Source organism: Limnohabitans sp. G3-2 (assembly GCF_002778275.1).
Classification (GTDB): domain Bacteria; phylum Pseudomonadota; class Gammaproteobacteria; order Burkholderiales; family Burkholderiaceae_C; genus Limnohabitans_A.
Genome location: NZ_NESG01000002.1, coordinates 437,713 through 450,231 on the forward strand (window position 1 = coordinate 437,713; position 12,519 = coordinate 450,231).

Consider the following 12,519-nt stretch of genomic DNA (forward strand, 5'->3'; position numbering starts at 1 on the left):
AGGCCGGGCTGGCCGGTGGCTTCAGCTTTCGGGTGCGCGCGTCGGCGCTGGCGGCACGTCTGGGCTGAAGCTGCCGGCCTGCGTGTCGCCGGTGCTGGACAAAAATGTCCGAACTTGTTCAGCCGTGGGCATCGCGCTCACAGCGCCGTGAGCCTGGGTGGACAAAGCCGCTGCAGCGTTGGCCCAATGCAAGGCTTCGGGCCAAGGCGCTTTTCTGGCCAAGGCCGCGGCCAAAGTGCCGGTAAAGGTGTCCCCCGCACCGATGGTGTCTAACACGTCCAGGGTGTGGCCGGGAACCCGCAGGGGTGCGGCCTTTGGCCTGTACAGGGTGCAACCGCGCTCGCCCAGCGTCACCACCACAGCCCCAACGCCGCGTTGCAAGAGCTGGTGGGATGCGGTGTCGATGTCCGCTGCCCCCGCCAGCATCAGCAACTCGCCTTCGTTGGGTGTGAGCACATCGATCAAAGGCCACAGCGCATCGGGGATGGGCATGGCCGGTGCCGGGTTCAGCAGGGTCAACACGCCGTGGGCGCGGGCTGTTTCAAAAGCGGTTTGGGTGGCCGCCAAGGGCACTTCGCAAGAAGCCATCACCACGCGGGCATGCGCCAGCATGCCCAAAGCGGCTTGAACATGGGCGGCGTTTAGGCCTGCACCTGCACCGGGGTACACCGCAATCGAGTTGTCGCCGTCTTCGTACACCAAGATGAGCGCTGTGCCATTCGTTTCGCCAGCGCCACGCACCACATGCTGGCTGTCAATGCCTTCACGGGCCCACAGGTCCAAGCCCATGTTGCCGAAATCGTCGCCGCCAATTCGAGCAATCAAGCCCACCTTGGCCCCTTGCCGTGCAGCGGCAATGGCCGCGTTGCTGCCTTTGCCGCCTGGCAGCCGCGCCAATGCATTCGCCATGCGGGTTTGGCCACGTTCAAGCGGTTGGGGAATGTGGGCGATCAGGTCCACATTCCAGCTGGCCACACAAACGACTTCAACGGGCATCAGGTCGCACCCGGTGTGCCGTAACCCATGGTCTGCGGCAGCCACAAGACGATTTGAGGGAACACGGTGATGGCCACCAAGAGGCCCAGGAGCATGAGCAAAAACAACCAGCCTTCGCGCATCATGTCGCCAATGGGAATGCCCGTGAGCGCTTTGGTCACAAACAGCAGCATGCCAAAGGGCGGGTGGATCAGGCCAATCATCATGTTCAGCACCACCAGCACGCCAAAGTGCACCAAGTCGACGCCCAACAACTTGGCTGCAGGCAGCAGCATGGGCACGAACACCAGCAGCAGCACCGACACATCGAGGAAGCAACCCAGAATCAGGAACAAGGCGTTGACCATGAACAAAAACTGCAGCCGGCTCAGGTGCAGGTTGTCTACCCAGGCGGCCATGGCCTGCGGCACGCCTTCGGCTGTGAAGGCGTAGTTCAGCATGAAAGAGCCGGCCAGGATGATGGTGATCACGGCGCTCGAGCGGGTCGATTCGAGCACCACGCCCCAAAATGCGCGCCAGCTCAGCGCCCGAAAAACGAAGGCCGCCAACACCAGGGCATGCAGGGCCGCCACGGCCGCCGCTTCGGTCGGGGTGAAGGCGCCCGAGTAAATGCCGCCCAGCAAGACGATGGGCATGGACAAAGGCAAAGCACCCCGGAACAGGATGGCAGGCCATTGCTGCAGTGGAATGGGGTCTTCACGCGGCATGTTGCGTTTGCGCGCGATGTAATGCACCACGCTCATCATCAGGATGGTCATGCACACACCGGGCACCACACCGCCCAAAAACAGTGCGCCGACGGAAGCGCCGGAGACCAGCGCATAAATCACCATGGGGATAGACGGCGGGATGATCGGACCCAGTGTGGCGCTGGCCACCACCACCGCACCGGCAAAGCCCGGCGTGTACTCGGGTTTTTTGAGCATTTGCTTGATGGTGACCAAGCCGGGACCTGCGGCGTCTGCAATGGCGCTGCCGCTCATGCCCGAAAAAATCACGCTCACCAAGATGTCCACCTGCGCCAAGCCACCGCGCATGCGGCCCACCAAGATGCGGCAAAAGTCGAAGATGCGCTCGCTCACCGTGCCCGCGTTCATGATGTTGGCGGCAAACACAAACAGTGGCACCGCCAGCAGCACATAGCTGTTGTACAGACCGTTGCTCACTTGCTCGGCCACCAAGCCCAGGTCTTGTCCTTTGACCAGCAGGTAGGCCACACCCGCCATGAGCATGGAAAAACCAATCGGCATGCGCAGCAGCATGCCAGACACCACCACGCCCACCAGGGCCCACAAAGCCAAACTCATAAGGGAAGTCCCTGGGCGTCAAGACCCTGTCCTTTGATGGCTTGCCAGATGCCGAAGGCACTGCGCACCACCAGCGCCACCAGCAGCAGCACAAACGGCAAAAAAATCCATTGGAAAGAAATGTCGAGCACAGGCGATGACTCGCGTGCCATGAAGTGCACATAGTCCCAGCTCGCTGGAATGGCCACCAAGGCCAGACCACCGATCATGAGGTTGCCTGCGATGCGCATGACGCGGCGGGAGCCTTGGCCCACGCTGTTCCACAGCAGATCAAACACCACTTGCTCGCGCTCGGGCACCATGAAGGCTGCCGCCCACAAAATGGCCCACAAGTAGAGGATCACGGCCAACTCGTCTGACCATGGCAGCGGCTTGTTGAAGCCAAAGCGCGCCGCGATCTGCACCAAAAAGGTCAGGAACAGGCAGAAAAAAACAAGGCCACCGAACGTGTCGGCGGCTTTTTTGAACCAACGCATGTTCAGCGGGTGTTGTTGATACGCTCAAGCAAACCGGCGGGCCAAACTTTGGCGTAGTCCGATTTGGCATAAGTGTCTTGCACCGACTTGCGGAACGCTTCCAGATCGGGCGTGGTCACTTGCAAACCTTGTTGCTTGAAGAAGTCCACAATTTGGCCCTCTTCCTTGATGCGGTTCTCGTTGTTGAATTGGGCGGCCGCTTGTGCAGCGGCTTTGACGTTTTGCTTTTGCGCGGGCGTCAAGGCGTTCCATGTTTTGTTGGAGATCGCGATGAAGATGCTGTCCACCAAATGGTTGGTCAGCACCAATTGCTTGGTCACTTCATAGAATTTGGCCGCACGCACGGTGGGCAGGGGGTTGTCCTGACCGTCGATGGTGCCGGTTTTCAGGCCCAGATACACCTCGCCAAAGGCCAGCGGTGTGGCCGTGGCGCCCAGTGCCTCTCCCAAAAACAGCCATTCTTTGGTGCCGGGCATGCGCAGCTTGATGCCTTTGAGGTCGGCGGGCGTCTTGACGTTGCGCGCTTCGCGCAAGTTCACTTGGCGGGTGCCCAGGTAGGCGGTCGACAAAATGGTCACGTCCATTTTTTCAGAGACGGTCTTGAACAGACCCTCCCCGATGGGGCCGTTGAACACCTTTTGCTGGTGTGCGGGGTCGCGCACCACATAGCCTGCCGTGAAGATCGAGAACTCCGGCACCAGCTTGGCCATGTCAAACGCAGAAATCGCCGACAGCTCCAGGTTGCCGCGGGCCATGGCCGCCGGCTCGGTGCCTTGTTTGAACAAGGAGGCATTCAGGTTGATCTGGGTGTCGAACTGGTTGGGCGACGATTTGTCCAGAGAGTCCTTGAACACGGTCCACATCTTGGCGTGCCAGTCGTCGGGCACGGCGGGTGTGGAAATGCGCATTGGAATTTTGGCTTGTGCCATGGCTTGTGTGCTCACGCCGAGCATGCTGCCAATGGCCAGCGCAGTGACGCTGGCGGACAACAGGCCGCGACGCAAAGTGGATGTGTTTTTCATGCTTGTCTCCTGGAGTGGTGGTGGGTGAAACGGAAGTTGTGAAACGGCTTATTCGCGCGTGGCGTCAATGTGGAACTGCTGCACTTGGTGGGCAAAGACCGTGTGCGCCTCAGGCGTCATGGCCACCAAGGGTGGGCGCACGCGCAACCAGCTGGTGTCCTTGTGCAAGGTGGCCATCACGCTTTTGAGGGCGGGCATCAGCGAATGGGGTTTGAGCAATTCCAGCATGGTTTGCACGCGTTGCGCATCGTGCGCTGTGCCGGGTGCTGTGGACTCCAGCACCATCCGATGCACAACGCGGGGCATGAAATTGGCCAGTCCGCTGATCGCGCCGGTGCTGCCCATCGGCCCCATGGTGGGCAGGTCGGGTTCAAAGCCGACATACACCGTCAGCGGCGGCATGAAGGCTTGTGCCAGTGCCACCGAATGCGCCCGATCGCAGCTGCTGTCTTTGATGCCCGCGACGATGCCGGGGTAGCGTTTGAGCAATTCGGCAATCACGCTGTGTGGCAGATGGACCCCGATGACCTGGGGGATGTGGTACAGGTACAAGCGCCAGTCTTTTTGGTGGACGCCTTCAATGATTTGGACATAGCCATTGAGGATGCCTTCGTCGCTGATGCCCTTGAAAAAGAAGGGGGGCAGTACCAAGCAGCCATGCACACCCAAGTCCACCGCATGGCGCGTGAGTTCCAAGGTTTCGATGACGGCGGCGCAGCTGGTCGAGACCATGATTCGCGCGGCGGGCACGCCGTTGGCGATCAGTTGTTCAACGGCTTGCTTGCGCTCTTGCAACGAGAACGAAGGCCCTTCACCCGTGGTGCCAAAGATCGTCACGCCACCGCACCCAGCAGCCAGCAATGACAAAGCGTGTGCGGCCAATTTGGGGTGGTCGATGTTCAGTTGCGCATCGAGCGGCGTGAGCATGGCGGGCCAGATGCCCTGAAAGCCGTTGCGGCTGTTGGTGAGTGAGGGTGTCAAGAGAACTCCGAGAGGATGGGGGTGGAAGTGTCGACGGATGAAGGGGCCAACTTGTCAAGCCGCACCGGTGTTGAGAGCACGCGGCGGTCCTGTCCCAACACCCGTTGGTGGGCACTGTGGATGTGAAAGGCCACGTGCTCGGCCACCGCCATGGGGTCCCGCAATTTGAGGGCTGCAATCAGGTTCAGGTGTTCCTGCATCGCAGGCAGCAGTACTTCAGCCGACAAGGTCGAGCGCTCCAGATGGATCAAGCGCACACGCAGACTGTTGATGCGGTAGGTTTGCGAAATCAGCTCATTGCCCAGCGTATCGATCATGAGGTCGTGCAGACCCCAATCCACCGAGGTGGCTTCGGTCAGCAGTTCATCGGTGATGGGGCCTTGCCCAGCGCGCTGCACGATGTTCAGGTGCGCTTGCTCAATATGGGCCAGCTCCTCATCACCGACGGTCTGCACAAAATGCAGAGCGGCTTCCCGCTCCAGCATGCTGCGCAACTGGAATGCGTTGTGGATCAGCTTGAGGTCCACATGCGCAATTTGCAGACCCCGTTGTGGCACGGTGCGCAGCAGGCCCTCGGCTTCCAGGCGTGGGATCAACTCGCGCACGGCGCCCAGCGGCATGTCGAGCAACTGCATCAGCTCTCGTTGAGAAACAAACTGGCCGGGCTGCACTTGGGCCTGCAGGATCTGCTGGCGAAAATTCTCGTAAGCGCGGGCGCGCAAGGTTTGGGGATTGGACGTGGTGGCCATGGCGTCAATCGGTCGAGATGACACCCTTGCGCAGCAAAATGTTGGCGTATTTGCGCAGGTCACCCGTTTGAACCACCAGCCTGGCCGAGCGGGCTTGTTCGTAAAAAGAGAAGCGCTCCAGGCTGCCGGGAAGCGCCTCGCCGGTGCCTTGCAGGGCTTGCTGGAATTCAGCCACCGCAGCGGGCACCGCTTGGGCATCACCGACCACTTGCATGGTCCAGGCGCAGGGGCTGTCAAAGGTGTCGAGTGGCAACACGGTGAGCACGGCCTGAAGCACCTGTGTGGTGGTCAAACCGGGCAGCTGCACCAGACGGGCGTGGGCTTGCTCGGCAATCCGGTCGGCAGGGAAGTTGGCATCCACCAGCGCCACATCGTCCCCATGACCGAGCTTGGCCAAACCAAACAACAGTTCGGGTGTTAACAGGGGGGAGATGTTTTTAAGCATGACTGACTAACATGTTAGCGATGATGGGGCGCCGATCTCTCAGTGAATACCCGTGTTTGGGTGTTTTGCCCACAGCACTGGTCAGCAGCTGTTTTGCCCTCTACGATGGCCGCCATGTCTACTCACATCTGTCTATGAAAACGCCTGCTTTTTTGCCTTGTACCGACGGCGCTCGTCTGGGCTTGGGCGGTGCACCGCTGGGCAATCTTTTTGAAGCCATGAGCGACGGGCAGGCGCGCGCCGTGGTCGATGCCGCTTGGGCAGACGGCTGCCGCAGTTTTGACACCGCCCCCCATTACGGCCATGGCCTGTCTGAGCGGCGTCTGGGCGATGCCTTGCGGTCTCACCCGCGCAGCAACTTGAGGCTGTCCAGCAAAGTGGGCCGCTTGCTCACCCCCCAGGCCCAAGTGCCCCATGAACAGCACAGCTATGTGAACACACTGCCCTTTGTGCAGCATTGGGATCTGTCGGCCAGTGGCGTGCGCCGCAGTGTGGAAGACAGCCTGCAGCGCCTGGGCCTGGCCCAGCTCGACGCCGTCTACATCCATGACATCGACGCTGGCATGCATGGCCCCAAGGCCGCAGCCGTGTTGCGTCAGGTCTTGGAAGAGGCGCTGCCCGAGTTGGTCAAGCTCAAACAAAGCGGCCTGATCAGCCACATCGGCCTGGGCGTGAATGACCATGACATCGTCGAGCAGGTGCTGCGCCATGCCGATTTGGATGTGCTCATGTTGGCGGGGCGCTACACCTTGCTTGACCAAGCGGCTCTGCCCACGCTCATGCCGCAATTGGTGCGGCGGCAGGTGGCATTGGCGCTCGGTGGGGTGTTCAACTCAGGGATCTTGGCCACGCGCGTGGCAGCGGATCGGCCGATGACCTTCAACTACGCACCGGCAGCTCAAGTTTGGGTGGACAAAGCCCTGGGCATGCAAAGGGTGTGCGACCAGCATGGCGTCAGTTTGCCAGCGGCTGCGGTGCAGTTCGCTTTGGCCCACCCGGCCACGCAAATGGTCATGCTGGGGGTGCGCAGTGCCGACCAATGGCAAGCGGCTCGGCTAGCCGAGCGCGAAGTGGTGCCCGCCGATTTTTGGCAGCAACTGCGCCATGAAGGCCTGATTCCTGCCGAGGCGCCGATACCCGTCAAAACGCCATGCTCAGGAGAGCGGTCATGATCGATGCACACTTTCACTGCTGGCAACTGGCGCGAGCCGACTACGGCTGGCTCACGCCCGAGCTGGCCCCCATTTACCGCGATGTGGCCGTCGCCGACTGGCAACAACAAGCCCTGGCTTGGGGGGTGACTGGCGGCGTGCTGGTGCAGGCTGCACCCACGGCGCAAGAAACGGCTTTTTTGCTGCAGCAAGCGCACGAGCACCCTTGCGTGCTGGGGGTGGTGGGCTGGATGGACATGCTGGCGCCGGACGCGGTGGAACAGGTGGCGCAATGCGCCGCGCAACCCCTGCTCAAAGGTCTTCGCCCCATGCTGCAAGACCTGAGTGACCCCGACTGGATCTTGCAGCCCGCCATCCAGCCTGTGCTGGCGGCCATGGCGCAAAGTGGCTTGGTGCTGGACGCCCTGATCAAAACGGTTCACATCCCACGCATTTTGAAGCTCACCCAAATTCATCCGGATCTGACGGTGGTGGTGGACCACGGGGCCAAGCCTGTGATCGGTGCATGGGCCATGGACGCCTGGGCGCAGGCCATGACGGAACTGGCCCGTGAAACCCATCCGGCGCGGGTGGTTTGCAAAATGTCGGGTTTGTGGACCGAGGCCCCGGCGGGCCAGCCCGTTGACGTTGTGCGGCCGTGGTGTGAAGCGCTGCTGGCCATTTGGGGACCGCAGCGCCTGCTGTGGGGCAGCGATTGGCCAGTCCTGGAGCTCTCCGGCACTTACAGTTCTTGGCGAAAATTGACCTTGGAGGTGCTGTCCAATCTGTCGGCACAAGAAAAAAACGCTGTGTTGGGCGAGAACGCGCGGCGAACGTACCGACTTTGAAAAGGCGCACGAACCAGGTCGCTGGTTGCGCAGCGCTTTGTGATGGCGCTTGGCGTTGGTGCTTCAAGTTTCCTTGAGCACTCGCCGGTACTGTATGGCTTCGGCCACATGCGCCACCTCGATGGTGGCGCTGCCTGCGAGGTCCGCGATGGTGCGGGCGACTTTGAGGCTGCGGTGCACGCTGCGCCCGCTCCAGCCCAGTTTGGCCGCGGCCTTTTGCAACAAGGCGGTGGCCTTGTCTTCGAGAAGGGCCTGTGCATCGATGGCCTGGCCTTGCAGTTCGGCGTTGGCACAACCTTGGCGATGGATCGCGCGTTCGCGGGCGGTCAGGCTGCGGGCGGCAATTTGCGCGGTGCTTTCGCCTGCCGGGGCGTTCAGCAGCTCTTGCGCACCGAGGCTGGGCACTTCCATGTGCAAATCGATCCGGTCCAGCAAAGGCCCGCTGAGTTTGCCTTGGTAGCGGCTGACCTGGTCGGGCGTACAACGGCAGGCCCGGGTGCTGCTGCCCAAATAACCGCATGGGCAGGGGTTCATGGCGGCAATCAATTGAAAGCGCGCGGGAAACTCGGCCCGACGCGCTGCGCGGGCGATGGTGATGCTGCCTGTTTCCAGAGGTTCACGCAGGGCCTCCAGCGCGGCGCGTGGGAATTCGGGCAACTCGTCCAAAAAAAGAACCCCGTGGTGCGCGAGAGAGATTTCGCCGGGCCTGGGCGGTGAGCCACCGCCCACCAGCGCCACCGCACTGGCCGAATGGTGCGGCTGGCCCGTGGGCCGCTGCGCCCAGCGCGCCAGCTCAAAGCGCCCGGCCAGGCTGGCAATGGCCGCCGACTCGAGCGCTGCCTCAATGTCCATGGGCGGCAGCAGACCCGCAAAGCGTTGCGCCAACATGGACTTGCCCGAGCCCGGCGGTCCGACCATGAGCAGCGAGTGGCCTCCTGCGGCGGCGATTTCCAGCACCCGCTTCACACCCGCTTGGCCTTTCACATCGGCCAAGTCCGCGTAAGGCGGCGGGGCACTGGGGGTGGTGGGGGTGATGCGCGCCCAACCCGCGCTGGGCTCGGGCGGCGGCTCACTGGAAGGCGGTAAAAACTGTTGCACCACGTCGAGCAGGTGTTGGGCCCGGAAGACCTCCGCATCAGGCACCAGCGCGGCCTCTTCGGCACTGCCCGGCGGCAGCACCAGCCGAGTGCGCACGTGCTGTTGGCGCAGCACCAAACTCATGGCCAATGCGCCGCGCACGGGGCGCAACTCGCCCGAGAGTGACAATTCACCCGCAAATTCGTGGCCTGCCAGCTTGCTGGCATCGATTTGTCCGCTGGCCGCCAAAATGCCCAAAGCAATCGGCAAATCCAGCCGGCCAGAGTCTTTGGGCAGGTCTGCGGGGGCCAGGTTGACGGTGATGCGCTTGTTGTGCGGAAACTCCAGCCCACTGTTTTGGAGCGCTGAGCGCACCCGTTCGCGTGCTTCTTTGACTTCGACATCCGCCAAGCCCACCAAGGTGAAGCTGGGCAAGCCATTGGCCAAATGCACCTCCACAGTGACCGCGGGCGCTTGCAGACCAATCAATGCACGGCTATGCACCAAACTGAGACTCATTTTTCCTCCATGCCCCATGCTGGTGCATGGTGTGGGTTTTGGCGCCCGTCAGGGGCGCGCAGGGCATCTTGCCCAATGATTCAAGCACAAAATGATTACCAAAGTAATGCTTAATTCCCCTGTGTAGGGATTGCACCAGGTTGGCACGCTCCCTGCTTGAAGTGGAGGTCCTCGTTTATTTTTACTGGAGTCCCTCATGAAAAAAATCCTCGTTCCTTCCTTGATCGCCCTGGCTTTGGGTTCCGTGAGCGGTTTGGCTCATGCGCAAGCCGCTGCAGCACCTGAAAGCACACTCTCCTACAACGTGGGTGTGACGACCGATTACCGTTACCGCGGCATTTCCCAGTCTCGCCTGCAGCCAGCCCTGCAAGGCGGTGTGGATTACGCAGACAAGAGCGGTTTCTATGTCGGCGCTTGGGGTTCGACCATCAAGTGGATCAAAGACACCCCTGGTGTGACCAAAGGTGCCACTGAGTTGGACCTGTACGCCGGTTACAAAGGTGCCGTGGGCGCTGTGGCTTATGACGTGGGCTTTTTGCGTTACCAGTACGCAGGCAACAACTATGTCAACTATGGTGCCAACACCAATACCAATGAAATTTATGGTGCTGCGACGTTTGGTTTGGTTACGGCTAAATACTCCCATGCAATTTCAAACTTGTTTGGCAACGTTGATAGCAAAAACAGCTACTACTTGGACCTGAGTGCAGCATTTGACATGGGCAATGGCTTTGCCTTGACGCCTCACGTTGGCTATCAAAAAATCAAAGGCGCAGCAAGTGTGAATGGCAGTTACACCGATTACGCACTGACACTTTCCAAAGATTTGGGCAACGGTTTGAGCGCCAGCGCAGCCTTAGTGGGTACCGATGCCGACAAAGGCTTCTACACGTTGAAAGAAAAATTCAACGGCAAGTCCGGTGTGACAGTCGGCCTGAAATACGCCTTCTGATCGCCTTCAAATCCAACAAGGAGCCCTTATGAAACTGGTGACCGCCATCATCAAACCCTTCAAGCTGGACGAAGTGCGTGAAGCACTTTCGGGCATCGGCGTGCAGGGCATCACCGTGACCGAAGTCAAAGGCTTTGGTCGTCAAAAGGGCCACACCGAGCTGTACCGTGGCGCGGAATATGTGGTCGACTTTTTGCCCAAAGTGAAGATCGAAGCGGCTGTCTCGGACGAGCTCGTCGAGCGCGTGATCGAAGCCATCGAAGCCGGTGCCCGCACCGGCAAGATTGGCGACGGCAAGATCTTTGTGTACGACCTCGAGCAAGTGGTTCGCATCCGCACCGGTGAAACCGGCGGCGAAGCGCTCTGATCCCCAAAGAAAGAGAGTCGAAAATGAAAAAGCTACTCGCTACCCTGGCCTTGGGCCTGAGTTTGGGTCTGGGTGTGTTCGGTACGGCCTCGGTCGCTACCGCGCAAACCGCACCCGCCGCCGTGACCGCACCGGCTGCTGAGGCCAAGGCCGATGCAGCACCCGCACCTGCCGCACCTGCCGCGCCAGCGGCCGCAGCACCTGCTGCAGCCGAAGCCGCGCCTGTGCTCGTGCCCAACAAAGCCGACACGGGCTGGATGATGCTGTCCACTATTCTGGTGATCTTGATGGTCATTCCTGGCCTGGCGCTGTTCTACGGTGGTTTGGTGCGCAGCAAAAACATGCTGTCCGTGCTGATGCAGGTCGTGGTCACCTTCTCCATGATCACGGTGCTGTGGTTCGTTTACGGCTACAGCTTGGCGTTCACGGAGGGCAATGCCTTCATTGGTGGTTTTGACCGCCTGTTCATGAAGGGCATCTGGGACAACGTCGCGGGCACATTTGCCAACGCCGCCACGTTCAGCAAAGGCGTCGTGATTCCTGAGATCTCGTTCGCCGCCTTCCAGGCCACGTTTGCAGGCATCACCTGCGCACTGATCGTCGGCGCCTTCGCTGAGCGCATCAAGTTCTCTGCCGTGCTCGCCTTCATGGTGCTGTGGTTCACCTTCAGCTACCTGCCTGTGGCGCACATGGTCTGGTTCTGGATGGGTCCTGACGCGTACACCGCCAAAGAAGTGGCCGATGAGATGACCAGCAAAGCCGGTCTGCTGTGGCAGTGGGGCGCTCTGGACTTCGCTGGCGGTACGGTGGTGCACATCAACGCCGCTGTCGCAGGCTTGGTCGGTGCCTTCATGGTGGGCAAGCGCGTGGGTTATGGCCGTGAATCGATGGCGCCTCACAGCCTGACATTGACCATGGTCGGTGCCTCCTTGCTGTGGGTGGGTTGGTTCGGTTTCAACGCCGGTTCTGCTCTGGAAGCCAACGGCTTCGCAGCTTTGGCCTTCATCAACACCTTGATCGCCACAGCCGGTGCTGTGCTGGCCTGGTGTGTGGGTGAAGCGCTGATGCGCGGCAAAGCCTCCATGTTGGGTGCTGCTTCGGGTGCTGTGGCCGGTTTGGTGGCCATCACGCCAGCAGCGGGCAACGTGGGCTTGGGCGGTGCTTTGATCATCGGCTTGATTGGCGGCTTCGCTTGCCTGTGGGGTGTGAACGGCCTGAAGAAGATGCTGGGTGCAGACGACTCCTTGGACGTGTTCGGTGTGCACGGTGTCGGCGGTATCGTCGGTGCCTTGTTGACCGGTGTGTTCAACTCGCCTTCCTTGGGTGGCCCCAGTGCCATGGGTGACTGGGTCACATTGACCATGGTCACACCCGACGCTTACTCCATCGCTTCACAGGTGTGGATCCAGGCCAAGGCGGTGCTGCTGACCATCGTGTGGTCGGGTGTGGTCTCTGTCGTCGCCTTCAAGATCGTTGACCTGACCATCGGTCTGCGTGTCACCGAAGAAGAAGAACGCGAAGGTCTGGACATCTCTTCACACGGTGAGTCGGCCTACCACGGCTGACCTGGCAAGTTTCATTGCAAGGGTGGTTTGCCACCACCCTTTTTTCCAAGCCCGTTGCACCCTG

At 60.8% G+C, this 12,519-nt stretch carries 13 protein-coding genes; 5 read left to right on the top strand and 8 right to left on the bottom strand.

Features of this window, described 5'->3' with window-relative positions:
- Positions 1–21: 21 nt before the first annotated feature.
- The 7 genes from B9Z31_RS04175 to B9Z31_RS04205 are packed head-to-tail and all read right to left on the bottom strand — an operon-like array spanning position 22 to position 5,976.
- Positions 22–996, bottom strand: coding sequence for a ribokinase (locus B9Z31_RS04175; protein WP_100118285.1), 975 nt, complete (start codon positions 994–996; stop codon positions 22–24).
- Positions 996–2,303: a TRAP transporter large permease gene (locus B9Z31_RS04180; protein WP_100118286.1), complete on the bottom strand. Its 1,308-nt coding sequence runs from the start codon at positions 2,301–2,303 to the stop codon at positions 996–998. Before B9Z31_RS04180 ends, B9Z31_RS04175 begins: the two co-directional genes overlap by 1 nt.
- Positions 2,300–2,779 (bottom strand): TRAP transporter small permease, encoded by a 480-nt coding sequence (locus B9Z31_RS04185; protein ID WP_100118287.1) that lies wholly within the window; start codon positions 2,777–2,779, stop codon positions 2,300–2,302. The genes B9Z31_RS04180 and B9Z31_RS04185 overlap by 4 nt, the downstream gene beginning before the upstream one ends.
- A gap of 2 nt (positions 2,780–2,781) precedes the next feature.
- A complete protein-coding gene (locus B9Z31_RS04190) occupies positions 2,782–3,801 on the bottom strand; it encodes a sialic acid TRAP transporter substrate-binding protein SiaP (protein ID WP_100118288.1) in 1,020 nt (339 codons plus the stop codon).
- A 48-nt stretch (positions 3,802–3,849) separates the two neighbouring features.
- Entirely contained in the window at positions 3,850–4,782 is a 933-nt protein-coding gene (locus B9Z31_RS04195; protein ID WP_100118289.1) for a dihydrodipicolinate synthase family protein, read from the bottom strand.
- Positions 4,779–5,531: a GntR family transcriptional regulator gene (locus B9Z31_RS04200; protein WP_100118290.1), complete on the bottom strand. Its 753-nt coding sequence runs from the start codon at positions 5,529–5,531 to the stop codon at positions 4,779–4,781. Before B9Z31_RS04200 ends, B9Z31_RS04195 begins: the two co-directional genes overlap by 4 nt.
- 4 nt (positions 5,532–5,535) lie before the next feature.
- Positions 5,536–5,976, bottom strand: coding sequence for an RbsD/FucU family protein (locus B9Z31_RS04205; protein WP_100118291.1), 441 nt, complete (start codon positions 5,974–5,976; stop codon positions 5,536–5,538).
- 134 nt (positions 5,977–6,110) lie between these two features.
- On the opposite strand from B9Z31_RS04205, the gene B9Z31_RS04210 reads away from it, so the two are divergent.
- On the top strand, positions 6,111–7,148 hold the full coding sequence (locus B9Z31_RS04210) for an aldo/keto reductase (protein ID WP_100118362.1): 1,038 nt from the start codon (positions 6,111–6,113) through the stop codon (positions 7,146–7,148).
- Positions 7,145–7,975, top strand: a complete 831-nt coding sequence (locus B9Z31_RS04215) for an amidohydrolase (protein WP_100118292.1) — start codon at positions 7,145–7,147, stop codon at positions 7,973–7,975. The genes B9Z31_RS04210 and B9Z31_RS04215 overlap by 4 nt, the downstream gene beginning before the upstream one ends.
- 63 nt (positions 7,976–8,038) lie before the next feature.
- Here the strand turns inward: B9Z31_RS04215 and B9Z31_RS04220 are convergent, their stop codons facing one another.
- On the bottom strand, positions 8,039–9,571 hold the full coding sequence (locus B9Z31_RS04220; RefSeq protein WP_100118293.1) for a YifB family Mg chelatase-like AAA ATPase: 1,533 nt from the start codon (positions 9,569–9,571) through the stop codon (positions 8,039–8,041).
- Positions 9,572–9,767: 196 nt separating this feature from the next.
- Between B9Z31_RS04220 and B9Z31_RS04225 the strand changes: the two genes are divergently transcribed.
- From B9Z31_RS04225 to B9Z31_RS04235, 3 genes are read left to right on the top strand one after another with little or no spacing between them, the layout of a single operon-like run.
- Entirely contained in the window at positions 9,768–10,523 is a 756-nt protein-coding gene (locus B9Z31_RS04225; RefSeq protein ID WP_100118294.1) for a TorF family putative porin, read from the top strand.
- Between the two features lie 28 nt (positions 10,524–10,551).
- Positions 10,552–10,890 carry a P-II family nitrogen regulator gene (gene glnK / locus B9Z31_RS04230; protein WP_100118295.1) on the top strand — a complete coding sequence of 113 codons (339 nt, stop codon included), beginning with the start codon at positions 10,552–10,554 and terminating at the stop codon, positions 10,888–10,890.
- A 23-nt stretch (positions 10,891–10,913) separates the two neighbouring features.
- Positions 10,914–12,455, top strand: coding sequence for an ammonium transporter (locus B9Z31_RS04235; protein ID WP_100118296.1), 1,542 nt, complete (start codon positions 10,914–10,916; stop codon positions 12,453–12,455).
- Positions 12,456–12,519: the final 64 nt, after the last annotated feature.